Origin of the sequence: Streptomyces sp. NBC_00459 (genome assembly GCF_036013955.1) — a bacterium.
Lineage (GTDB): Bacteria > Actinomycetota > Actinomycetes > Streptomycetales > Streptomycetaceae > Streptomyces.
In genome coordinates this window covers 9,024,228-9,048,273 of the sequence record NZ_CP107903.1, presented here as the reverse complement: position 1 = coordinate 9,048,273, position 24,046 = coordinate 9,024,228, and the positions used below count along the sequence as shown (strand labels likewise).

The window sequence follows — 24,046 nt, the reverse complement described above, 5'->3', positions numbered from 1 at the left end:
CACGACGTAATATCCGGTGCCTCAGCGTGACCGGTGGGGGAGCCTGCTCGTGGGCGCTCAGGGCTCCAGCGCGAGCTCGCTCCACACCTGTTTGCCGCCGCTGACCGGGACTGTTCCCCAGGCGGCCGACATGGCCTCGACCAGGAGCATGCCCCGGCCGCCGGTGGCCTCCCAGCCGAGGTTCGTCGGTCTGATGGGCGTACGGGGCGAGTTGTCCGCGACGGCGACGCGCAGCCGGCCGTTGAAGAGGGTCAGGTCGAGACGGACCTGGCCGTCGGTGTGCACGAGGGCGTTGGTGACCAGTTCGGAGACGACCAGGAGCACGGTGTCCATGTTCTCCTGGATGCCCGGCTCCCCCGCAACGCCCCAGGTGCGCAGGGTGCGCCGGGTGAAGCGGCGGGCGTGCCGGACCGCCTCGGGCACCCGCCACACCGTCCAGCTCTCCCGCAGCGGGCGCCGCTCCATGCCGTCGTAGCGCAGCAGGAGAAGCGCCACGTCGTCGTTGCGGTTGGCGCCCGCGAGCAGGGCGTCGGCGACCAGGCCGAGATGGGCGGGGTCGGCGGCGGCGAGGTCGGCGGCGAGAGCGTCGAGGCCGTCCTCGATGTCGATCTGGGCGGACTCGACGAGGCCGTCGGTCGTGAGGGCGATCAGGGTGCCGGGCTGGAGGCGGATCAGGCTCATGGGGTAGTCGGCCCGGGCCAGCACCCCGAGCGGCGGGCCGACGTCGGACTCGGTGATCTCGGTGGTGCCGTCGGGGTTGCGGACGACCGGGGGAAGATGGCCGGCCCGGACGTACCAGGCGGTGCCCTCCTCCATGTCGACCTCGACATAGCAGCAGGTGGCGAAGAGGTCGGTCTCCATGTCGACAAGGAGACGGTTGGCGTGGGAGACGACGACGTCCGGCGGGTGACCCTCGACGGCGTACGCGCGCAGGGCGGTGCGCATCTGGCCCATGAGGGTGGCGGCGCCCGCGTTGTGGCCCTGGACGTCGCCGATGACGAGCGCCACGTGGTTGTCGGGCAGCGGGATCACGTCGTACCAGTCGCCCCCGACCTCCAGGCCCTCGGTGGTCGGGAGGTAGCGGGCCTCGGCGACCCCGCCGGGCAGTCTGGGCAGGCGGCGGGGCAGCAGGGAGCGCTGGAGCATGCTGACGAGTTCGTGTTCGGCGTCGAAGGCGTGGGCGCGTGTCAGAGCCTGCCCGGCGAGGCCCGCGGCGGCGGTGAGCAGTGCGCGTTCGTCGGTGCCGAACTCGTGCGGGCTGTCCCAGCCGATCAGGCAGATGCCGGCCATCCGGCCGCCGGTCGGCAGCGGCAGTACCGCGAGACCTCCGGGGCCGACGCCCTGGAGCGCGGGCTCCAGTTCGGTTCCCGCGGGCCAGATGGCGGCCCTGCCCTCGCGCAGGGCGGCGGCCAGCGTCGGCATGGAGCGAACGGGTGACTCGGGCCACTCGGAGCGCCACTCCAGCCGCCACAGCTCGGGCCAGGCCTCTGGTTCGGGCGGGTCGAGGACGGTGACGACGAGACGTTCGTTGTCCAGCTCGGCGAGAGCGATCCGGTCGGCGAGCAGCGGCTCGCGCAGCGCGGTGACGACGGCCTGGCTGACGTCACGGACGGTGCCGGCGGTGGCCAGGGCTGCGGCGAGGCGCTGGACGCGTGCCACGTCGGTGACTCCGGAGCGCAGCAGGGAGGCGTCGCCGACCGTGCCCACGAGCCGGGCGGCCCGGCCCTCACCTGCGGTCACCAGCCGCCCGCGCAGCCGCAGCCACCTCGGCGGGCCCGCGGGCTGGAGGACCCGGAACTCCAGCTCCCGGTCGCCGATGGACATGTGGTCGGCCTCGACGACGGACATCAGGGAGGGCAGGTCCTCGGGCACGGTCAGACCGAGCAGGGTCTCGACCTTGCCGTCGAAGTCCGCCCGGTCGAGCGCGAACAGTTCGAGGAGTTCGTCGCCGACCTCGACGCGTCCGCTGTCCATGGCGAGGCTGAAGGCGCCGGCCGACAGTTCGCCGGGGTCCGAGGCGGCGGGCGGAGCGGGCCAGGCGACCGCTTCGGCGAGCAGTCCGAGGCTGTCCCGGGCGCTGTCGTCGAAGCCGCCGGGACGCTCCGTCAGAGCGAGCAGACAGCCGCCGTCACCGGCTGCGGCGCCCGCTCGGACGGGCAGGGCGGCCAGGTGGACGGCACCGGCCGGCATCCGCCGGGACTCGGCGCACCCGGCGAGTTCGTCGGGCCCGAGCCAGACCGGCCGTCCGGTGCGGTGGGCGACCGCGGCGGGCGATCGGGCGTCCACGGGGTAGCTGTCGCGCAGCCCGAACAACGTCCTCGGCACTCCGGCCGACTCGACGAGACACAGCACGTCACCGGTGTCGCCCGGGGTGTAGACGGCGGCGACGCTCGCGCCCGCGAAGACGAGCGTCTGTTCGAGGACCCGACGGAGGCGCTCACGTGGGTCGAGGTCGGCGGTGAGCGACTTGAGCGCGAGTTCGGCTCGCGCCGTTCTCGTTCCGCGTCCCGCCTCCTCGCTGACCACGTCGTCATTACAGCGCGTATGGGGCGCAGGCGCAGCCCCTGACGCTCCCGGTGTTCGCCCCGGCCGCCACCTGTGCGTTCCGCACAGTGGTCTCGTGACAGCGGTGACTGTCGGGCGCCGTCCACGGACTGGAAGGCTCGGTGCAAGCCATCGAGGAGTTGGGCATGGACCAGCGGTACGAGGTGTACGCACTCGCCGACCAGCACTTCTACGAGACGCCGGACCGGTTGTCCGCAGCGGGCAAGGCCTCTCCCCTGTTCGAGACGGCGACCCGTGCGGTGCCGGAGGGCTGGCGTGCGGGGCGGATCGGCGACTGGCTGGCGATGACGCCGCTCGGTCCCGAGGGCGACCCGCTGCCCGGACCCGCACAGGGCTGGAAGGTGCACGCGTCCGCCACCCGGGCGAACGCGGAGCGGATCGCCGCGGCGGTGTGGGACTACTGCGTGCCGCGCGGCATCCCGTTCAAGTTCCTGCCGGGACCCCATCTGCTGCATCTGCGGAACACCAAGTACGCGGGCCGGGACGGCAGCGGGAAGTTCGTGACGGTCTATCCGGCCGACGAGGACGTCCTGCACCAGGTGCTGAGGGAGCTGGGCGCGCTGCTGGAGGGCTGCGAAGGGCCGTACATCCTCACCGATCTGCGCTGGCACCGGGGTCCGCTGTACGTCCGTTACGGGGCGTTCGCCCGCTCCTTCGTGGTCGACGAGCGCGGCTCGCTCGTACCCGCTGTCCGGGACGGCGAGGGGCGACTGGTGCCGGACCGGCGCGCGCCCTCCTTCCAGGTCCCGGAGTGGGTGCGGCTGCCCGGGTTCCTGGAGGCCCAGCTCGCGGCTCGCAACGCCACGACGGTCACCGACCTGCCGTACCGCATCGAGAAGGCCCTGCACTTCTCCAACGGCGGCGGTGTGTACGTCGGAACCGACACGCGTGACGGGCGCCGGGTCGTCCTGAAGGAAGGGCGACCGCACGCGGGTCTCGCGGCCGACGGCGCGGACGCGATCACCCGGCTGGAGCGCGAGCGCTCGGCTCTGGAGCAGGTGTCGGGGCTCGGGACGGTGCCGGAGGTGCGTGACTGGTTCACACTCGGGGACCACCGCTTCCTCGTCATGGACTTCATCGAGGGGCGCCCCCTCAACTCCTTCTTCGCCGAGCGCCATCCGCTGCTCACCCACCAACCCGACCCGGAGGCGGTTGCCTCGTACACACGGTGGGCGCTGCGCATCCACCGCGCGGTCGAGGAGACCGTCGAGGCGGTGCACGCGCGCGGGATCGTCTTCAACGACCTGCACATCTTCAACATCATGGTCGCGCCCGACGAGGAGTCGGTGTCCCTGGTCGACTTCGAGGCGGCGGCACCGACCGGGGAACAGGGCCGCCAGGTCGTGGCCCACCCCGGGTTCTTCGCCCCGCCCGACCGCAGGGGCCCCGACGTCGACCGGTACGCGCTGGCGTGTCTGCGGCTCGCCCTCTTCATGCCCCTGACCACCCTGTTCGTGGTGGACCGCGGCAAGGCCGCCCATCTGGCCGAGGTGATCGCCGGCCAGTTCCCGGACGTACCGGAGGAGTTTCTCGCCCAGGCGGTCGCCGAGATCACCCGTGACGTGTCCGCGCCCGGAGCCGTCCGCCCCGTACCCTCACCGCCGGCGGCTCCCGTCGAGCCCGGCGACTGGCCGCACAGCCGTGACTCGATGGTGAAGGCGATTCTCGCCTCCGCCACTCCCGAACGTGACGACCGGCTCTTCCCCGGAGACATCACCCAGTTCTCCGACGGCGGCGGACTCGGGATCGCGCACGGCGCGGCCGGGGTGCTGTACGCGCTGTCCCAGGCGGGCGCGGAGCGGTACGAGGAGGGTGAACGCTGGCTGCTGGCGCACACCGACCCGGTGCCGGTGGGCACACCGCTGGGTCTGTACGACGGTCTCGCAGGCGTCGCCCATGTCCTGGAACTGCTCGGGCACCGCGCGCGTGCGCTGGACCTGATCGACACCGTCCTCCGGGAGAAGTGGCACAAGCTCTCCTCGGACCTGCGCGGCGGCCTCGCCGGGCTGGGTCTGGTCCTCGGCGGGCTGGCGCGCACGACCGGGGAGACGGAGTTCGCCCGGCGGGCCCAGGACGTCACGGACATCCTGGTGAGCCGCCTGGACGAGCCGCTCCCGGACCCGCCCAAGCGCCGCGCCGGGCTGCTGCGGGGCGCGAGCGGGCCCGCGCTGCTGTTCCTCCGGCAGTACGAGGCGACAGGTGACCCCGCGCTGCTCGACGCGGCCGGAACGGCACTGCGCCGGGACCTGGACTGCTGCGTGGTACAGCGGGGCGGCGGCCTGGAGGTCGACGAGGGCCGGCGGACCATGCCCTACCTCGCGGAGGGCAGTGTGGGGATCGGCCTGGTCCTCGACGACCACCTGGCGCTCAGTGCCTCCGAAGGGCGCTCCCGCACCCACCCCGACGGGCGCGAGGGGTTCGAGAAGGCCCGGGACCGGATCCTGACCTCCGCCGCCTCCCGCTTCTACGCACAGCCCGGTCTGTTCCAGGGCAGGGCCGGCATGGTCCTGCACCTCGCCCGCGCCGGCGCCCCCGAGGCGCGGCAGCGGGAACAGATCGCGGGGCTCGGCTGGTACGCGATGTCGTACCAGGGCCAACTGGCCTTCCCCGGGCACCAGATGATGCGGCTCTCCATGGACCTGGGCACCGGCACCGCGGGCTGTCTGCTCGCGCTCGGTGCGGCCCTCGACGGGACGGCCCCCGCCGCGCTGCCCTTCCTCCCGCCGCCACGGCGGCCCCAAGACGCGGCTCCGCATCAGGAGTCGTGACGCGAACCCGTCCCCACGGGAAGAACCCGGAACCCACCGGGACCGACGAAAGGAATCGACATGGCACTTCTCGACCTGCAGACGATGGAGTCCGACGAGGCCGCCGCCACAGGCGGCAACAGCACGCTCAGCCTGCTGTCGTGCGTCAGCGCGGCCAGCGTCACCCTCTGTCTCTGAGCACCTCCGGCAGGGGCGCCGGGCGGTCTCTCCCCTCGTGGGAGGGCCGCCCGGCGGTCCGTCATCCCCCGTCGGAGGGTCCACCCGATGACGACAACCACCCATGACCGGCCGGCCACGGCCGAAGACCTCGCCTCCCCGCTGCGCGCGACCGTGCGCCGCACCGGGGCACGCTGGGCGGTCCTGTTCCTGGTCGCCACGGTCTCGACGGCTCTGGGCCTGGCCCTGCCCCTGACCCTGGGGCGGGCTGTCGACGTGCTGCTGACGCACCCGGACGGTACCGGCGCCATGCGCTGGGTCCTGTGGTGCGCCGGAATCGTCCTGCTGCTCGCCGTCCTCGACGCGGTCGAGACCGTGCTGAGCGGGGCCACGAGCGCCCGCGCCACGGCATGGCTGCGGCACCGGCTGACCGGGCATCTGCTCGCCGCGGGGCCACGGGCCGGGGAGCGTTTCGGGTCCGGCGAACTGGTGGCCCGGCTGGTCGGCAACGCCGCACAGGCCGGGACCGCGCCCGCCTCCCTCGCCGCGCTGCTGGCCGCGCTCGCCGCACCGGTAGGAGCGGTGGTGGCTCTCGGCTTGCTCGACCCGTGGCTGGCGGCGGTGTTCCTCGCCGGAGCGCCCCTGCTGGCCCTGCTGCTGCGCACCTTCACCCAGGACTCGTCACGGTGTGTGGCCGAATACCAGCAAGCCCAGGGGCGGATCGCGAGCGGGCTCGCGGAGGCGATCGGCGGGTCCCGCACCATCGCCGCGTGCGGTACGGCTGACCGCGAGGTGGCCAGGGCCCTGCGGCCGCTGCCCGAGCTCGCCCGCGCGGGACGCCGCATGTGGCACGTCCAGGGACGCGCGGCGGCCCGGGCGGTCACCCTGGCCCCGTCGCTGCAACTCGGGGTCGTGGCCATGGCGGGTGTCCTGCTGGTCCGGGGCCGGCTGACGGTGGGCGAGATGCTCGCCGCCTCGCGGTACGCCGTCCTGGCGGCCGGGGTGGGCGTCCTCGTCGGACAGTTGTCCGGGCTGGTCCGGGCCCGCGCGTCGGCCCGCCGCCTCGGTGAGGTGCTGGCCGAGCCGGTGACGCCGTACGGGAGCCGCCGGCTGCCTCCGGGGCGGGGCCGGCTGGAGCTGCGCGGGGTCACCGCCCGGCGCGGCGGCCGTACGCTCCTGGACGGCGTCGACCTGGTCGTGCCCGGGGGCAGCACACTCGCCGTGGTCGGGCGCTCCGGCGCGGGCAAGTCCCTCCTCGCGGCGCTCGCCGGGCGCCTGGCCGATCCCGACGACGGAACCGTGCTCCTGGACGGCGTACCGCTGCCCGAGCTGGACCACGACGAGCTGCGCCGAGCGATCGGTTACGCCTTCGAGCGGCCCGCGCTGCTGGGCGGCACCGTCGCGGACACGATCGGCTTCGGCGTCCGGGCGGCTCCGCCGGACCGGATCAGGGCCGGCGCCGCGGCCGCCCGCGCCGACACGTTCGTACGCCGGCTGCCCCACGGCTACGCCACCCCCTGCCGGGACGCGCCCCTCTCCGGGGGCGAGCGGCAGCGCCTCGGCCTCGCCCGGGTGCTGGCCCGCGACAGCAGACTGCTCGTCCTCGACGACGCGCTCTCCAGCCTCGACACGGTCACCGAACACCAGGTCGTCGACGCCCTGCTGCACCACTCCCCCGGCGGGACCCGGGTGATCGTCGCCCACCGGGTCTCCACGGCGGCCCGCGCGGACACGGTGGCCTGGCTGGACGGGGGGCGGGTGCGGGCGGTCGCCGCGCATGCCCAGCTTTGGCGTGAGAGGGCCTACCGGGAGGTGTTCGCGAGTGCCGAAGGATGAGCCCGCCCGGCAACGGCCGGCCGGAAGTGACGGTCTGCGCGCGCGTGGAGTGCGGTTTCTGCGCCAGCAGCGGCGGGTCGTGGGGCGGCTCGTGCTGTGGTCCGTGCTGGAGACCGCGCAGACCTTCCTCATGGGGTACGCGCTCGCCCGCGCCCTCGACGAGGGGTTCCTGCGCGGCCGGACGGGCGTCGGACTCGGGTGGCTCGGGGTCGCCGCGCTCGCGGTCGCTGTCGGGGCGTACGGCACCGGGCGGGTGTACGGGGCGGTCGCCGAGCTCGTCGAACCGTTGCGGGACCGGCTGGTGGAGCGGGTGGTGGCGCGCGGGGTGCGGGAGGCGCAGGGCGGGTCGCTCTCCGCGCTGACCCAGCAGGTGGAGATCGCCCGGGACACCTTCGCCGGGGTGGTGATGGTGTCCCGTTCCTTCGTCTTCACTGCCGCGGGCGCACTGATCGGGCTGGGCTCGCTGGCGCCGCCCCTGCTGCTGGTGGTCGTGCCCCCGCTGGTCGTCGGCGTGGGTCTCTTCGCGGCGAGCATGCGCCCGCTCGCCCACCGCCAGGAGGCGTTCCTCGTCGCCGACGAACGCCTCGCGGACCGGTTCGGGGACGTCTGCGCGGGGCTGCGGGACGTGACCGCGGGAGGTGCGGAGGTGCGGGTGGCGGCCGACGTCGGCGAACGCGTCGAGGCCGAGCTGCGGGCGGCCGTCTCACTGGCCCGCTGGGGGGTGCCGCGCGTGGCGTCGATCGCCGTCGGCGGACAGCTCCCCGTCGTCCTGCTGCTCGTCACCGCGCCCTGGCTGCTGCGCAGCGGTGTGACTCCCGGTGCGCTGGTCGGCGCGCTCGCCTATGTCACCCAGTCCCTGCTGCCCGCCCTCCAGAACCTGGTCCACGGCATGGGCACGAGCGGCTCCCGGCTCGCGGTCGTCCTGCGCCGCCTGGTACCGGCCGGTCCGGCGGCGGCCGGCGGCACCGGTCCTGACCCCCGCCCCGGCCACACCCCCGAGAGGGCGCCCGCCCTCACCGTCTCCGGCCTCACCTTCGCGTACGGCCCCACCTGCGCCCCTGTCGTCGAGGGCCTCGCCCTCAGCCTGCCCCCGGGCGTACGGCTCGCCGTCGTGGGCCCCAGCGGCATCGGCAAGTCCACCCTCGTCTCCCTGGCCGCCGGTCTTCTCGAACCCCGGTACGGCGCGATCCGGCTGTGCGGGCATCCGGTGCCCGGTGACACCGCCCGCGCGCACCGGGTCGTCATACCCCAGGAGGCGTACGTGTTCAGCGGGACGTTCGCCGAGAACCTCGGCTGTCTGCGGCCGGACCCCGTGCCCGAGTCCGAACTGCTGGCCGCCGCCGAGGCGGTCGGGCTCGCCCCGCTCCTCGCCCGGCACGGCGGACCCGGGGGCCGGGTCGACCCGGCCGCGCTGTCGGCCGGTGAACGCCAGCTGATCGCGCTGACGCGGGCCTGGCTCTCGTACGCCTGTGTGGCGCTCCTCGACGAGGCGACCTGTCATCTGGACCCGGAGGCGGAGGAACGCGCCGAGCGGGCCTTCGCCTCCCGGGCCGGCACCACCCTGGTCGTGGTCGCGCACCGGATCGCCTCGGCGCGCCGCGCGGACCGTGTCCTCGTCATGGACGGCCGGCGGTGCGCGTACGGGACGCACGACGAACTGCTTGAGCGCTCGTCCCTCTACCGCGACCTGGTGGGCAGCTGGTCGGCGGAGCCTTCGAGGCCGTCACAGCCAGCCCTCGCCCTGCGAGATACGGATGGCGTCGACACGGTTGCGGGCTCCGGTCTTGCGGGTGATGGCCGCCATGTAGTTGCGCACGGTCCCATGGGACAGGTGCAGGCTGCCGGCGATCTCCGCGACGGACGACCCCTCCGCGGCGAGTGACAGGACGCTCAGCTCACGCGGGGTGAGCGGAATCTGCGTGGCTCTGAGGAAGCCGAAGCCCAGCGAGTCGTCGACGAAACGTTTCCCCGCGGCGACTTTCCGGATGGCGGACACCAGCCGTTCCGGCGCACCCTCCCTGTCCTTGTCGACATAGCCCAGCGTGCCCGCCTCCGCCGCCCGCTTCAGCAGCCCCGGCCTGGCGGCGCTGGCCAGCACCAGCAGGCGCGGGGCGGGCGTGACCGTCCCGAGGCCCCGTAACTCGCCCAGCGGAGGTGAGCCGTAGGAGTCCAGGCTCTCCAGGTCGGCCGCGCAGACATCGGGCCGCAGCGACCGCACGCTGCCCGCGGCACTGGGCCAGGAGGCGTCGGACACCCTGAGGTCGGGCTCTCTGCCCAGCCACTCCGCCAGGACCGATCGCACCAGACACGCGTCGTGCACCAGAAGCACTCCGATCACTGCCGCTCCTTCACTCGCCCCGGTCCGGGTCCACCGCTGTCGCGTGTGCCCTCTTTTCGGCTCTCGCCTCTTGTGGCGGCTCCCGGGCGTGCAGAACTGGCCAACAGGGTGCGCAGGGGCGCACACCCGGGGCTTGCACGCCGGACCTGTGCGCCCACCGCAGGGGTACGAGCCGGGACCGAGGGGGTATCGAGCGGAGTTCCTCCTTGCCCGGGTACCGCGGCGCGGAGTGTGCCGGAGCCCGCTCGCCGTGCGCGACGGGCCGAGTGGACAGAGCCTTGAGTCGGAAGTACCCGGCCCGGCGAGGAGGTGGTCCCGATGGCCGATGGACGGGCCTCCGCGCGCGGACGGCCGGCGGCGGACGCCCGCTCGGCCGCGTTCGGGAAGCCGCTGCTGTCGCTGGCGCTCGCGGGGATGATGGAGGACGTCCGGGCCCTCGCGGGCGGGGTGTATCTGCTGGCCCCCGGCGGGTCGGTACTGGAGATGGCCGTCATGGCGGGGCTGCCCCGGGCGTTCGCGGCGCCCTGGGAGCGGGTCGGGATCAGCTCGCCCGTTCCGGTCGCCGAGGCGGCGCGCGAGCGGCGATTCGTGTGGGTGGGCGGCGACGAGGACATGGCGCGGCGGTATCCACGGGTCGCCGTCGTGCTGCCCTACCCCTTCGCGCTGGCCGCCGTACCGGTGGCGACCGCCTCGACGGTGTACGGGTCGGTCTTCGTGACCTGGCCCGGTTCGCATCCGCCGGAGTTGTCCGACCGTGAGCGGACACAGCTCAGCACTGCCTGCGACCGGCTGGCGCTGCGTCTGGAGCGCGCCGCGGCCGAGCACCGTCAGCTGCGGCCCGAGGCGGATCTGCTTCCCATCTCGCCCGAGGCGCCCACGGCCGACCCCCTGGGCACGGTCGAGGCGGCTCGCATGGTGGCACGGCTGCCGTACGGGCTGTGCTCGTTGGACCTGCACGGTCGGGTCCGTTTCGTCAACGCGGCCGCCGCTGACCTGCTGGGTGTCCCCGCGGACGCTCTGCTGGGCACCCAGCTGTGGGTGTCGGTGCCCTGGCTCGACGATCCGGTGTACGAGGACCGCTACCGCGCCGCGCTGTTCAGCCTGCACGTCACCTCGTTCGTGGCGCTGCGCCCGCCCGGCGACTGGTTGTCGTTCCGGCTGTATCCGAGCGCGACCGGGCTGAGCGTCCGTATCACCCGGGCGCGGGCGGTGACCGAGCTGGACCGGGCGGGGCGAAGGCCGGGCGGGCCGTCCAGCCTGGTCACGATCTCGCAGGTGCTGTCCCTGGCGGGTGCCCTCACCGAGGCGGCGAGTGTCCAGGACGTCATCCAGCTGGTCGCGGACGAGATCATGCCGGCGGCCGGCTGTCAGACGCTGGTGCTGCTGGGCTCGCAGAGCGGGCGGATGCGGGTGGTGGGGCATCGCGGGTACGCCGACCCGGAGCTGGTGGAGCGGTTCGACGGGTTGCCTCGGACCGCGCCGACCCCGGGGAACCAGGTCCTCAGCACCGGTGTGCCCGCCTTCTTCGAGTCCCGGGGGGAGGTGGAGCGGGCGTATCCGGCGGTGCGGGAGATGTCCGGTCCGACGGCGGCCTGGGCGTTTCTCCCGCTGATCGCGTCCGGACGTCCGGTGGGCACCTGTGTGCTGGGCTATGCCGAACAGCACGCGTTCCCCGCCGATGAGCGCGCCGTCCTGACCAGTCTCGGCGGTCTGATCGCCCAGGCTCTGGAGCGGGCCATACTGTACGACGCCAAGCACCGGGTCGCGCACGGCCTCCAGGCCGCCCTGCTGCCGAGTTCCCTGCCGTCGCTGCCCGGCTTCGAGTCCGCCGCGCGCTATCTGCCCGCCACCCAGGGCATGGACATCGGCGGCGACTTCTACGACCTGGTGTGGTCGCACGGACGGGCCTCGGCGGTGATCGGGGACGTCCAGGGACACAACGTGACGGCGGCCGGCCTGATGGGCCAGATCCGTACGGCCGTACGGGCGTACACGACCGTCGGTCAGGCGCCCCAGGAGGTCATGAGCAGCACCAACAGGCTCTTGATCGACCTCGGCACCGAGTTGTTCGCGAGCTGTCTGTATCTGCGGCTCGATCCGGGCACCGGCCGGGCCGTGATGGCCCGTGCGGGGCATCCGCAGCCGCTGCTGAGGCACCCGGACGGCCGCGTGCGGGTGCTGGACCTGGCCGGGGGTCCCCTGCTGGGGATCGACGCCTCGGCCACGTACCCGACGACCGAGGTCGAACTGCCGCCGGGCTGTGTCCTCGCCCTGTACACCGACGGGCTGATCGAGTCCCCGGGCGTCGACATCGACGAGACACTGACCGCCCTCGGCCGTCGGCTCGCGGAGACCGGGGACCGGCCGCTGGACGAACTGGCCGACGGGCTGGTCGAGTTCGGCGCGGGGGTGACGGAGCGGGTGGACGACATCGCGCTGCTGCTGTTGAGGGCGCGGGTGGAGGACTGACGGCCGTCGGACAAGAGAGCGCCCGTGCCGGTGGCCCAGGGCCCTCCGGCGGATCGAGCCGACGACGCGTGGCCGGGCACACATGCGGCGGCGGGGCCGCCACCCGCGGCCCGCTCCGCCGAACGGAGCCGCGCGCAGAACCGACGGCCACCGCCCGGCAGGGGCACCCTCGCCGGGGGCGCAGTGCCCTCCCACGGGTCGAGCGGCGCCGCGCACGCGGAACGGTCCGGCCCTCCCGCCGGAGGGCCGGACCGTGTCAGTGGCGGCCGGGACTACTGGTGCGGCCGGTCAGTGGTTCTCGTTGTTCCCCAGGCCGGTGCCGTCGTCCGCGCCGTTGCCGGTCTGGTCGTCGACGCCGCCGAGTTCGTCGCCGCCGACCTCTTCACCGAGTCCGGCCTCTTCGCCCGCACCGGCTTCCTCACCGGCACCGGCCTCTTCACCAGCACCGGCTTCCTGGCCCGCGCCGGCCTCATCGCCGGCGCCGACCTCTTCACCGAGTCCGGCCTCTTCGCCCGCACCGGCTTCCTCACCGGCACCGGCCTCTTCACCGGCGCCCGCTTCCTCGCCCGCGCCGGCCTCTTCACCGGCGCCCGCGCCCGCGTCGCCCGCTCCGAGGGTCGCGCCGACGGCCGCCAGGGCCGTGGTGACCGGCTGGAAGAAGGTCTCCCCGCCGACCGTGCAGTCACCGCTGCCGCCGGAGGTCAGGCCGATCGCGCCGCCGTCCTGCGTGAACAGCGAGCCGCCGCTGTCGCCGGGCTCCGCGCAGACGTTGGTCTGGATGAGGCCGGTGACCGTGCCCTCGGGGTAGTTCACGGTGGCGTCGAGGCCGGTGACCTCGCCGTCGTTGAGGCCCGTCGTGGAGCCCATGCGGAAGACCTGCTGGCCGACCGCGGCCTCGGCCGCCTGGAGGATGTCGACGGTCTGGCCGTTGCCGACGTCGACGGTGCTGGCCGCCACGGTCGCCGGGTCGTTGTACTTCACGAGTGCGAAGTCACCGTCGCCCGGGAAGGTGGCCGCCTCGACCGTGGCGATGGGCTCGCCGGTCTCCGAGTCCGACCACTCGGCCGCGGCCACACCGCAGTGACCGGCGGTCAGGAAGCCGGGCGTGCCGTCTCCGGTCACCACGTTGAAGCCGAGGGAGCAGCGGGCGCCGCCGGCGAAGATGGCGTCGCCGCCCTCCACGAACGTCTTGAAGGTGCCCTCGGTCTTCTTGATGGTCGCCATGCCCGAGCCGAGGCTCTTGACGGTCGACTCGATCGTGTTCCAGTTGGCGCCCGTGACCGTGCTGTCGGCGGTGACCTGGATCTTGTTGGTGCGGGGGTCCAGGGCCCAGGCCGTGCCCGGGATCGTCGCCTTCGTCTTCAGCGTCTGCGCGCCGGCCTTCAGCTCGGCGATGCTGTTGTCGACCTCGCGAACAGCGGCACCGGCCTTTTTGGCCTGGACGACGACGTTGTTGTTGTCGCCCTCTACGACGTTGATGATCAGCTGCTGCTTGTCGGCGTCGTAGTAGGAGCCCGCGAAGGCATCCCCGAGCAACTGCTGCAGCTGCGAGGCCAGATCCGAGGCATCCGTCGCCTTCAAGGTCTTCGGAGCCGCGGTGTCCGCAGCGTCGGTCTGGGACGCCATGGCGTTGGGCAGCAGCAGGGCCGCCGCTCCGATCGCCGCGACACTGCCCACCGCTATCGCGGCCTTACGCTTCGGAACTCGCTTGTGACTCAACTTCTTGACCTCCTGCGGGGCGGGGTCTTAGCCGCCGATCGTTCATCGGCGACCGACTGGGGCGCCTGGATGGCTGTAGGTACGGACGGGTTGCTCGGGGCGTTCAAATTATTTGCCAACTCCCTTTGCGAAAAAGCGAATCGGTCATTGCGCGGGCCTGACCAACCGCTGCCGGGAACAACCACCCATATACCGATGACGCCCACTGAAGCGGACAGGATCCTTCCGCCGGCTCCGCGCCCCGGACGCCCGGTCCCGACCTGTCGGCGGCGGAGCCCTGCGAGCACCGCGCATTGCCGCGAACACCCTGGTCGACGCAGCGCCGGGGCAGGCCCTGACGGCCGCCGCCGACACCTCGACCGTGATCGCGACGCCGGTGGCGCGCGGAGACTTCGACCCCATGGCGGCGGTCCAGTGGTCCAGAACATCTCGGTGCGCCGCGACCGGATCCGATGTCCTGATCGAGGCAGTGGTCGCGACCCGCGCAAGGGTGGCGCCGGCGCTTCCAAGACCGCCACCCGGCACAGGAAATGCACAGAAAGGCACTTTCCGTAATCGCCTCATGGCGTTGTGTCGGTCAAACCGATACGAATCCCGGCTTCAGGGAATCTGCACATCGAATACCCAGTCAGGTCACCGCATGCGACGGTTCCGCACATCCCCTCGTCACACGTCACGCCATTGATGGCGGAGTGTCCGATTCCGCCTTGTACGCCTGTCCGACGTGTGCACCCGGCCGCAAGGGACGGGCTGCACCGAAGCCGTGAGGCATGTGAAGAAGTCGCCACCAAGGCGTGCGCACACCCTCACGGTGTGGCGCCCGCGGGCCTCAAATGCCCTGGTGAGGCGGTTGGTTGATTGGAAGCGCGCTGTGCGGGCGTGCTTTGATCCATCGCATCGCAGGGGCCGCTGAGGTTCCGGAAACGAGCCTGGGTGGCCCTGCGGTCGCGGCCGTCGTCTGTCCCCCAGAGGGGGCCGCTCCCCCCTTGTGAATCCCCATATGAAGGGAAGTTCCCCCATGAACTCCACCCCCCAGGTTGAGACCGCCGAGCTGTCGGACGCCGCTCTCGACGCCGTCTCCGGCGGTCTGTCCCTGCACGCCGTCGGCACCGTCACGAACCTGGTGGACAGCGTTGCCCCCGGCGCGCTCCCGCTGGTCGGCACGGTCACCGGCACGGTCGAGGGCCTCACCGGCCTGAACACCGGTGCGGTCACCGGCCTGGTCGCCGGTCTCTGATCGACGCCTTGCGCCGCTGAGTCCCGGAACCGTTCACCGGTTCCGGGACTCTCGGGTGCCGGGCGCTGCGCTGATACGCGGTTCGTTCACCGCCGGTATTCATCCGCTCGCAGGTGAGGGAAAGTCCCGTGCAGTTCCGCCAACAGGCCCTCGCCAAGCTCCAGTCGGCCGAGGAGCTGGACCTTCCGGTGCGCTTCGCGCGCCCTCAGGGCTGGCTGGTCCTCGCCGTCACGGTCGTCGTCATGGCCGCCGCGTCCGTGTGGGCGGTGACGGGATCCGTCTCCTCGACGGTCAGCGCGCCAGCCATCCTCACGCACGGGGAGGGCAGTTACGTCCTGCAGAGCCCCGTATCCGGCCAGATCACCGCGGTCCTCGCCGAGGAGGGCGCCCGGCTGCCCGCCAACGCCCCTGTGCTGAAGGTCCGTACGGCCTCCGGCGAGTCGGTCGTCCGCTCGGTCGCCGCGGGCCGGCTCACCGCGCTCGCCGCCACGATCGGCCAGATCGTCGGCACGGGCACGAACATCGCGGCCATCGAGAAGGTCGCCCGTGCGAGCGACCCGCTGTACGCGACGGTGTACGTCCCGGCCGAGAACGCAGCCACGATCCCCTCGAACGCGGCCGTCGACCTGACCGTCCAGACCGCGCCCACCCAGCAGTACGGGGTGCTGCGCGGCCATGTGAAGTCGGTGGACCGGGCCGCCCAGACCGAGCAGCAGATCGGCGCGTTCCTCGGTGACAGCCAGCTGGGCGAACAGTTCACCAAGAAGGGCAGGCCGGTCGCCGTGCTGGTGGAGCTGGACAAGTCGTCGGCCACGAAGAGCGGTTACAAGTGGTCCTCTGCCGAGGGGCCGCCGTTCGCGCTCACCTCCATGACCCTGGCCTCGGGCTCGATCCGGCTGGCCGACCAGCGTCCCGTCGATTGGCTGCTGCCGTGAGTGCCGCTCCGAACTCCCGGGCCAAGCGCCGCTCGGCCCCGCCCCGCCGCACGGTTCCGAAGGGCAGCGGCAGGTCCGTACGCACCCCGACGGTTCTCCAGATGGAGGCCGTGGAATGCGGCGCGGCCTCGCTCGCCATGGTCCTCGGGCACTACGGGCGGCACATCCCCCTCGAAGAGCTGCGCATCGCCTGCGGTGTCTCGCGGGACGGCTCGCGCGCCAGCAACCTCCTCAAGGCGGCCCGGAGTTACGGCCTGACGGCCAAGGGCATGCAGATGGACACGGCCGCGCTCGCCGAGGTGAACGCGCCCGCGATCCTGTTCTGGGAGTTCAACCACTACGTCGTCCTCGACGGCATGGGGCGCCGCCTCGGCAGGCGCGGGGTGTACATCAACGACCCCGGCAAGGGCCGCCGGTTCGTGCCGATGGAGGACTTCGACTCCAGTTTCACCGGTGTCGTCCTCGTCATGGAGCCCGGCCCCGACTTCGAGCGGGGCGGACGCAAGCCGGGTGTCCTGGGCGCCGTGCCGGCCCGGCTGCGCGGTACTTCGGGCACGATGCCCGCCGCGATCCTGGCGAGTCTGCTGCTGGTCGCGGTGGGCGCCGCGATGCCCGCGCTCAGCCGCACCTACATCGACACGTTCCTGATCGGCGGTCAGACGTCGATGCTGGAGGTGCTGTTCGCGTCGATGGGCGCGTGCGTGGCGCTGACGCTCGTGCTGACCTGGCTGCAGCAGGCGAACCTGCTGCACGGCCGCATCATCTCCTCGACCCTGAGCAGCGCGCGCTTCCTGCGTCATCTGCTGCGCCTCCCGGTCACCTTCTTCTCCCAGCGCAGCCCGGCCGACCTGGTCCAGCGCCTCCAGTCGAACGACGCGGTGTCCGAGACACTGGCCCGCGACCTCGCGGCGGCGGGCGTCGACGCGATCGTCGTCGTGCTGTACGCCGTGCTCCTCTACACGTACGACCCACAGCTCACGGCCGTCGGCATCGGCGTGGCGCTGCTCAACATCGTGGCCATGCGGGTGGTGATCCGGTTGCGCGCGACCCGTACCGCGAAACTGCGTGCGGACAACGCCCGGTTGACCAACACGGCCTACTCCGGGCTCCAGTTGATCGAGACGATGAAGGCGACCGGCGGCGAGGAGGGCTACTTCCGCAAGTGGGCCGGGCAGCACGCGACCACGCTGGAGGAGCAGCAGCGGCTCGGGGTGCCGAGCGCCTGGCTGGGGGTGGTGGCGCCGACGCTGGCGACGCTGAACAGCGCGCTGATCCTGTGGATCGGCGGGATGCGGGCCGTCGAGGGCGGTATCTCCGTCGGTCTGCTGGTGGCGTTCCAGTCCCTGGTCACGCGTTTCACCGCGCCGCTGACCCGCCTCAACGGGGTGGCGGGCCGTATCCAGGACTTCGCGGCGGACGTGGCGCGTCTCAAGGACGTCGAGAACTTCCAGGCGGATCCGCTGTACGCCCGCCCGGGCGGCGGTGACTCGACGCGGCGGCTGCACGGCCACGTCGAGCTCCAGGACATCACCTTCGGCTACAGCCCGCTCGACAAGCCGCTGCTGTCGGGCTTCGACCTGACGGTCGGTCCGGGTCGGCAGGTGGCGCTGGTGGGTGGCTCCGGCAGCGGCAAGTCGACGGTCTCCAGGCTGATTTCGGGTCTGTACGTGCCCTGGGAGGGCGTCATCCGTATCGACGGGCAGCGCCTGGAGGACATTCCGCGCGGTGCGTTGGCGGCCTCGGTCTCCTTCGTCGACCAGGACGTGTTCCTCTTCGAGGGCAGCGTCCGCGACAACGTGGCGCTGTGGGATCCGTCGATCCCGGACGAGTCGGTGGTGGCGGCCCTTGAGGACGCGGCGCTGTACGACGTCATCACGCGTCGGCCGGGCGGGATCCACAGCCGGGTCGAGCAGGACGGGCGGAACTTCTCCGGCGGGCAGCGCCAACGTCTGGAGATCGCGCGGGCGTTGGTGCGCAACCCGAGCATTCTCGTCCTCGACGAGGTGACCAGCGCACTGGACGCGGAGACCGAGCAGACGGTGATCGACAACCTGCGCAAGCGCGGCTGCGCCTGTGTGGTGATCGCGCACCGGCTCTCCACCGTGCGCGACAGCGACGAGATCGTCGTGCTCCAGCACGGCACGATCGTGGAACGCGGGCGGCACGACGCCCTGGTGGCAGCCGGTGGGGCGTACGCCGAGCTGGTCAGGGAGCGATGAGATGACGACGGTCCACGACGGTGATGTCGTCCTGAGCGCGCTCGGGCAGATGGGGACGCGGTTCGACCTGTCCGGCCAGGGCCGCCTCGATCTCGAAGGCCCGCAGGTGCTGTGGCTGGTCGCGTCGGGCGCGCTCGACCTGTACGCGGTGGACGCGTTGGAGCAGGGCCAGTGGCACCACATCGGCCGGCTGGAGGCGGGCGCGCTGCTGCTCGGCCCGGTCGCCGGACCGGACCACACGCTGGTCGCCCGCCCGGTGCGCGACTGCGTGGTGCACCGCATCGGCCTGCGCGAGCTCTATCAGTCACCGGGCACGGAGACCTGGTCGTACGACGAGTACGGCAACGCCCAGTACGTGCCCCCGGCGACGAGCCCGCTGGAGTACGCCCTCGCCCTGGGCGTCGGCCGTGGCCTGTCGATCCTCTTCCAGGCGCCGATGGCCTCGGAACGGGCCGCCGCACCGACCGACGACGACGTGTTCTGGATGCAGGTCCCGCCGGGCAGCGTCCAGTACGGGTCGCTGTACGGGGCGGAGGCCGCCTCGGATCTGCTGATGGACCCCGGGGTCTGGCAGGGCATGGTCGACCAGCAGTACCGGCTGCTCGCCACCCTCGACCGGTGGATCGAGCAGCTGGAACGCAGCCACGAGACCCGTACGGCGGCCGGTATCAAGGCGGGTGAGGCCGTCCGTGCCCAGGCCGACCGGACGCTGCTGGCGTCGATCGGCAGGCCGTCGGCGAAGCGCACGACCGCCGCCGACGCCGACGCGACGTACGCGGCCTGCAAGCTGGTGGCCGAGGCTGCCGGGATCACGCTCGCCGAGCCCGCGCAGAGCGGCACCGAGAGCGACCGGCTCGACCCGGTCGAACGGATCGCTCTCGCCTCCCGGGTCCGCACCCGGGCCGTCCGGCTCGACGGGCGCTGGTGGCACGACAACGTCGGCCCGCTGATCGGCCACCGGAGTCTGTCGGGCGCCCCGGTCGCGCTGCTGTGGCGACGCGGCGGCTATGTGGCCGTGCACCCCTCGTCGGGGCGCGAGACACCGGTGGAGAAGGCGAACGCGGCGGAGTTCGAGGAGCGGGCGGTGATGTTCTACCGCCCGCTGCCCGAACGCGGAATGACCCCGCTGCGACTTCTCCGGTTCAGCATGGGCGGCAGCCGGGGCGATGTGGTGAACCTGCTGCTGAGCAGCCTGGTGACGATCGCCATCGGCGCGCTGGTGCCCGTCGCCACCGGCAAGGTGCTCGGCGAGTTCGTGCCGAAGGCGCAGACCGCGCTGATCGTGCAGTTCTGTCTGGCCGTGATGATCAGCAGTGTGGTGACGGCGGCCTTCATGCTGCTGCAGAACCTCACCCTGCTCCGGATGGAGGGCCGTATCGAGGCGACGCTCCAACCGGCCGTCTGGGACCGGTTGTTGCGCCTGCCGACGAAGTTCTTCACCGAGCGCTCGACCGGTGAGCTGGCGAGTGCGGCGATGGGCATCAGCGCGATCCGCAAGCTGCTGGCGGGAGTCGCCCCGGTCGTCACGCAGTCGGTCACGGTCGCGGCGATGAACCTGGGCCTTCTCCTCTGGTACAGCGTCCCGATGGCGCTGGCGGCGGTCGGCATGCTCGTGGTGATCGCCACCGTGTTCCTCGGGCTCGGTCTATGGCAGGTCCGCTGGCAGCGGCGCCTGATCGTGCTCTCCAACAAGCTGAACAACCAGGCCTTCCAGACCCTGCGCGGTCTGCCCAAACTGCGGGTCGCGGCGGCCGAGAACTACGCGTACGCGGCCTGGGCGGGCGAGTTCGCGCGCAGCCGCGAGCTCCAGCAGAAGGTCGGCCGCATCAAGAACCTCACGACCGTGCTGGGCGCGGTGTACCTGCCGGTCTGCACCCTGGTGATGTTCATGCTGCTCGCGGGTCCGGCGCGCGGCGAGATGTCGGCGTCGGCCTTCCTCACCTTCAACACCTCGGTGACGATGCTCCTGACCTCGGTCACCCAGCTGACCGGCGCCTTCGTCTCCGGCGTGGCCGCGCTCCCGCTGTACGAGGAGATCAAGCCGGTGTTGGAGGCGACCCCGGAAGTACGCCTCGCGAGCACCCGGCCGGGTGTGCTGACCGGTGCGATCGAGGCCCGCCGGCTCTCCTTCCGCTACGCGGACGACGGCCCGCTCGTCCTGGACGACGTGTCCTTCCAGGTGCGGGCGGGCGAGTTCGTGGCGATCGTCGGCCCCAGCGGCTGCGGCAAGTCGACCCTGCTGCGCCTGCTGATCGGCTTCGACAAACCGGTCTCGGGCAGTGTGCTGTACGACGGTCAGGACCTGGGCGCGCTCGACCAGTCGGCCGTACGCCGCCAGTGCGGGGTGGTGCTCCAGCACGCCCAGCCGATGACGGGTTCGATCCTGGACGTCATCTGCGGCACCGAGCCCTACACACCGGAGGAGGCGCTGGCCGCCGCCGAGATGGCGGGTCTGGCCGAGGACATCAGGCGGATGCCGATGGGCCTGCACACCATCGTTCAGGGCAGCGGTGCGATCTCCGGCGGCCAGCGACAGCGGCTGATGATCGCGCAGGCGCTGATCCGCAGGCCGCGCATCCTCTTCTTCGACGAGGCGACCAGCGCCCTGGACAACGAGACGCAGCGCACGGTCATCGAGAGCACCCGCGCCCTGAACGCCACCCGGATCGTGATCGCCCACCGTCTGTCGACGGTGCTGGACGCGGACCGGGTGATCGTGATGGAGGACGGCAGGGTCGCCCAGCAGGGCCCCCCGGCCCAACTGCTCGCGGACACGGGCGGCCGGCTGCACGAACTGGTGCGAAGGCAGCTGGCGTAGTCGGCAGGCCCCTCCGGGACATCTGCAAGGACGACAGAGGTCGCCGGGACCGGCGGGGAGGCGTCATGGTCCGCGGGACGGACGTGAACCGCCGGGCTCACGGGTGGAACAGCGCTCCGTATGAGCCGGACTCGTCGCAGACGCAGAGCTCGTCGTCGAGGGCCCGTGACACCTTCTCGCGCCGAACGCCCGCCGCAGGGGCCACGTCCGCACTGCGGGGCGCGAGTCACCGGGAAGCTTCAGGGTGCCTCCGGTTCGCCCCGCCACAGTTCCGGAACCCGGCCGCCGACGGCGTACATCTGCGTCGCCAGTACCCGCAGTGCCGCCGCGAAGAGGGCCGGGTTGCGCAGGAACTCCATGTGGATGCCGGGGAACTCCACCCACGGCACGGCGAGCCGACGGGCGATCTCGACCGACGGCCGGGCGTAGTACGTGCCCCGGTCGTCCGCACCGGCGCCCAGGACGATGGGGAACGGGGCCGCCCGCAGGGCCGCTTCATCGGGTTGGAAGGCGGCGAAAGCGGGCCATTCATGGCCGAAGAGGTGCTCGGCGTTGCCGAGGAAGCGTTCCCACAGGTCGGTGGGCCAGCGGTAGGAGCCCTCGCCGCGGACCGTCTCGCCGAAGCGGCGGCCCGCCGCCGGGGCACCGCCCGCCGCGTACCGGGCGGCCACTTCGGCGAAGAAACCGCGCCCGGGATCGTCGCCTGGGAGCACGTTCACGGCGGGCGGTTCATGGGCGATGAGGCCCACCAGGCACTCCGGGTGGCGCGCGGCCAGGGTCAGCCCGATGATCGCGCCGCCGCTGTTGCCGAAGACCAGGGCCCGGCCGCCCGCCAGTTCGGCGACGAGCGCGCGGGCGTCGGCGGCCTGCCGCGACAGCGCCATGGGAGCGACGCCGCCACCTGTGCTGCGGGAGTTGCCGCGCCGGTCGAAGGTGATCACCGTGAAGGCGTCGGCGAGGCCTTCGGCGATCCCGGAGTAGTAGCCGGCGTCTCCCCCGGCGCCGCTGATCATCAGCAGGGCCGGGCCGGCCCCGCGTACCTCGTAGTACAGCTCGGCCCCGTCGTCGACCGTCAGCCTGCCGCTGCTCACGTCCACACATCCTCCCTAGCGATACTTTCCCGTATCGATACTTTGCCGTTTCGATGAAAGTGGTCTAGTCTCGAAGGCCTGGAGTACGAAACCGTTTCGTTTACATACTCGTTACCTCCGGTCTCCTTCGCCTTCCGTCACCACTCGTCGCTCCGCTTCAGAGCGACCTTCCCTGGAGTGTGCTCACATGCCACAGTCCCTCACCGAAGGCGCCCCGAAGGGCGTCGGGCACGACACGGACAAGGGTTCCGCCGCGCCGAACGCGAAGCGCTGGTGGATCCTCGCGATCATCGGTATCGCGCAGCTGATGGTCGTCCTCGACGCCACCATCGTGAACATCGCCCTCCCCTCCGCACAGGCCGACCTCGGCTTCTCCGACGGCAACCGGCAGTGGGTCGTCACGGCGTACGCGCTGGCCTTCGCCTCCCTGCTGCTGCTCGGCGGCCGGATCGCCGACCTGTTCGGCCGCAAGCCCGCCTTCCTCATCGGTGTCGCCGGATTCGCCGGGGCCTCCGTCCTCGGTGGCGCCGCGAACGGCTTCGAGATGCTGGTCGTCGCCCGCGCACTTCAGGGTGTCTTCGGCGCACTGCTCGCACCCGCCGCGCTCTCGCTCCTCAACACGACCTTCACCGACGCGCGCGAAAAGGCCCGCGCGTTCAGCGTGTACGGCGCGATCGCCGGAGCCGGCGGCGCGGTGGGCCTGCTGCTCGGCGGTCTGCTGACCGACGCGCTCGACTGGCGCTGGACGCTGTACGTGAACCTGATCTTCGCCGTCGTGGCCTTCGTCGGCGGCTGGATGCTGCTGAGCAACCACCGCGACGCCGCCAACTCCAAGATCGACGTCCCGGGCACACTGCTGGTCTCCGCCGGTCTCTTCTCCGTCGTCTACGGCTTCTCCAACGCCGAGACGCACGACTGGAGTTCGCCGCAGACCTGGGGCTTCCTCACCGCGGGCGTACTGCTCCTCGCGGCGTTCACCCGGTGGCAGACGCGGGCCAAGCACCCGCTGCTGCCGATGCGCGTCCTGCTGGACCGTGACCGTGCCGCCTCGTTCCTCACCGTGCTCATCTCCGGTGCCGCGATGTTCGGCGTCTTCCTCTTCCTCACCTACTACCTGCAGCTGAACCTCGGCTTCAGTCCGACCAGGACCGGCCTGGCCTTCATGCCGATGATGGCGGCCCTGATGGTCGCGGCCCAGGTGTCCACCACCATGCTCGTGCCCCGGTTCGGCCCCAGGATCATCATCCCGGCAGGCTTCGCCCTCGGTGCGGCAGGCATGGTCTGGCTGACCGGTATCGGCGTCGGCTCGTCCTTCAGTACCGCCGTGCTCCCGCAACTGCTGGTGATCGGCGCGGGCATGGGCGCCATCATGCCGCCCGCGATGCAGCTGGCCACCAGCGGGATCGGCGCCGAGGACGCGGGAGTGGCCTCCGCGACGGTCAACACCATGCAGCAGGTGGGCGGTTCGATCGGCACGGCACTGCTGAGCACGCTCGCCGCGAGCGCCGCGACCAACTATCTGTCCGGCCGGAACGCGGCCGACAAGCTGGTCCAGGCCCAGTCGACGATCGAGAGCTACACCACCGCCTTCTGGTGGTCGGCCGGCTTCTTCGCCGCGGGCGCCCTGATCACCTTCCTGCTGTACCGCCCCGGCGTCCCGGTCCAGGACGAGAACGCCGCGCCGGTGGTCCACATGTGACCCGCCCGGGTCGACCTGGCCGAGGGGCCGCCGTCCGCAGGGAGACGGCGGCCCCTCCTGCTGTCGCGACCCCCTGGGGGGTAAGTGCACAGTGCACGGAATGTCAATGAGTACAGCTCGAAATTCACCTTGTCGAGTGAACTAGATCTTGCGGACGGCGTGTCAGGGATGGTCCGCACCCAGTCGGGGTAGCTAC

At 72.1% G+C, this 24,046-nt stretch carries 13 protein-coding genes and 1 pseudogene; 10 read left to right on the top strand and 4 right to left on the bottom strand.

The features are described from left to right. Window positions 1–57: 57 nt before the first annotated feature. Window positions 58–2,526, bottom strand: a complete 2,469-nt coding sequence (locus OHN74_RS39675) for a SpoIIE family protein phosphatase (protein WP_327699399.1) — start codon at window positions 2,524–2,526, stop codon at window positions 58–60. A 164-nt stretch (window positions 2,527–2,690) separates the two neighbouring features. On the opposite strand from OHN74_RS39675, the gene lanKC reads away from it, so the two are divergent. The 4 genes and pseudogenes from lanKC to OHN74_RS39655 all read left to right on the top strand — a co-directional run. Further along, window positions 2,691–5,333 (top strand): class III lanthionine synthetase LanKC, encoded by a 2,643-nt coding sequence (lanKC, locus tag OHN74_RS39670; protein ID WP_327700425.1) that lies wholly within the window; start codon window positions 2,691–2,693, stop codon window positions 5,331–5,333. Window positions 5,334–5,393: 60 nt separating this feature from the next. Then, window positions 5,394–5,510 (top strand): SapB/AmfS family lanthipeptide, encoded by a 117-nt coding sequence (locus tag OHN74_RS39665; protein ID WP_327699398.1) that lies wholly within the window; start codon window positions 5,394–5,396, stop codon window positions 5,508–5,510. An 87-nt stretch (window positions 5,511–5,597) separates the two neighbouring features. Further along, window positions 5,598–7,325, top strand: a complete 1,728-nt coding sequence (locus OHN74_RS39660; protein WP_327699397.1) for an ABC transporter ATP-binding protein — start codon at window positions 5,598–5,600, stop codon at window positions 7,323–7,325. Then, window positions 7,267–8,760 (top strand): annotated as a pseudogene (locus OHN74_RS39655) (ATP-binding cassette domain-containing protein); the annotation flags it as partial. The gene OHN74_RS39660 and the pseudogene OHN74_RS39655, both read left to right, overlap by 59 nt. A 288-nt stretch (window positions 8,761–9,048) precedes the next feature. Here OHN74_RS39655 and OHN74_RS42995 read toward each other — a convergent pair. Continuing rightward, window positions 9,049–9,663 (bottom strand): LuxR C-terminal-related transcriptional regulator, encoded by a 615-nt coding sequence (locus OHN74_RS42995; protein ID WP_443060514.1) that lies wholly within the window; start codon window positions 9,661–9,663, stop codon window positions 9,049–9,051. A 318-nt stretch (window positions 9,664–9,981) separates the two neighbouring features. On the opposite strand from OHN74_RS42995, the gene OHN74_RS39645 reads away from it, so the two are divergent. Beyond that, complete coding sequence (locus OHN74_RS39645) at window positions 9,982–12,132, top strand: SpoIIE family protein phosphatase (RefSeq protein WP_327699396.1); 2,151 nt, start codon at window positions 9,982–9,984, stop codon at window positions 12,130–12,132. A gap of 288 nt (window positions 12,133–12,420) precedes the next feature. Here OHN74_RS39645 and OHN74_RS39640 read toward each other — a convergent pair whose 3' ends face one another. Beyond that, window positions 12,421–13,851 (bottom strand): S1 family peptidase, encoded by a 1,431-nt coding sequence (locus tag OHN74_RS39640; RefSeq protein WP_327699395.1) that lies wholly within the window; start codon window positions 13,849–13,851, stop codon window positions 12,421–12,423. Between the two features lie 1,018 nt (window positions 13,852–14,869). Between OHN74_RS39640 and OHN74_RS39635 the strand changes: the two genes are divergently transcribed. The 4 genes from OHN74_RS39635 (at window position 14,870) to OHN74_RS39620 (ending at window position 21,060) form a co-directional block, all read left to right on the top strand. Then, entirely contained in the window at window positions 14,870–15,088 is a 219-nt protein-coding gene (locus tag OHN74_RS39635) for a type A2 lantipeptide (protein WP_327699394.1), read from the top strand. 128 nt (window positions 15,089–15,216) lie between these two features. Next, window positions 15,217–16,023: an HlyD family efflux transporter periplasmic adaptor subunit gene (locus tag OHN74_RS39630; protein WP_327699392.1), complete on the top strand. Its 807-nt coding sequence runs from the start codon at window positions 15,217–15,219 to the stop codon at window positions 16,021–16,023. Then, a complete protein-coding gene (locus OHN74_RS39625) occupies window positions 16,020–18,242 on the top strand; it encodes an NHLP family bacteriocin export ABC transporter peptidase/permease/ATPase subunit (RefSeq protein WP_327699391.1) in 2,223 nt (740 codons plus the stop codon). The genes OHN74_RS39630 and OHN74_RS39625 overlap by 4 nt, the downstream gene beginning before the upstream one ends. Before the next feature lies 1 nt (window position 18,243). Next, window positions 18,244–21,060, top strand: coding sequence for an NHLP bacteriocin export ABC transporter permease/ATPase subunit (locus OHN74_RS39620; RefSeq protein ID WP_327699390.1), 2,817 nt, complete (start codon window positions 18,244–18,246; stop codon window positions 21,058–21,060). Between the two features lie 239 nt (window positions 21,061–21,299). On the opposite strand, the gene OHN74_RS39615 is transcribed toward OHN74_RS39620, so the two are convergent. Further along, the gene (locus OHN74_RS39615) at window positions 21,300–22,157 is read right to left on the bottom strand and encodes an alpha/beta fold hydrolase (RefSeq protein ID WP_327699389.1); all 858 of its coding nucleotides are present in this window, start codon (window positions 22,155–22,157) and stop codon (window positions 21,300–21,302) included. A 181-nt stretch (window positions 22,158–22,338) separates the two neighbouring features. On the opposite strand from OHN74_RS39615, the gene OHN74_RS39610 reads away from it, so the two are divergent. Beyond that, entirely contained in the window at window positions 22,339–23,850 is a 1,512-nt protein-coding gene (locus OHN74_RS39610; protein WP_327699388.1) for an MFS transporter, read from the top strand. Window positions 23,851–24,046: the final 196 nt, after the last annotated feature.

Bases quoted from the DNA above. Each gene is read 5' to 3' on its own strand.
- lanKC (WP_327700425.1), top strand. From the start codon at position 2,691: ATGGACCAGCGGTACGAGGTGTACGCACTCGCCGACCAGCACTTCTAC.
- OHN74_RS39665 (WP_327699398.1), top strand. From the start codon at position 5,394: ATGGCACTTCTCGACCTGCAGACGATGGAGTCCGACGAGGCCGCCGCC.
- OHN74_RS39660 (WP_327699397.1), top strand. From the start codon at position 5,598: ATGACGACAACCACCCATGACCGGCCGGCCACGGCCGAAGACCTCGCC.
- OHN74_RS39645 (WP_327699396.1), top strand. From the start codon at position 9,982: ATGGCCGATGGACGGGCCTCCGCGCGCGGACGGCCGGCGGCGGACGCC.
- OHN74_RS39635 (WP_327699394.1), top strand. From the start codon at position 14,870: ATGAACTCCACCCCCCAGGTTGAGACCGCCGAGCTGTCGGACGCCGCT.
- OHN74_RS39620 (WP_327699390.1), top strand. From the start codon at position 18,244: ATGACGACGGTCCACGACGGTGATGTCGTCCTGAGCGCGCTCGGGCAG.
- OHN74_RS39610 (WP_327699388.1), top strand. From the start codon at position 22,339: ATGCCACAGTCCCTCACCGAAGGCGCCCCGAAGGGCGTCGGGCACGAC.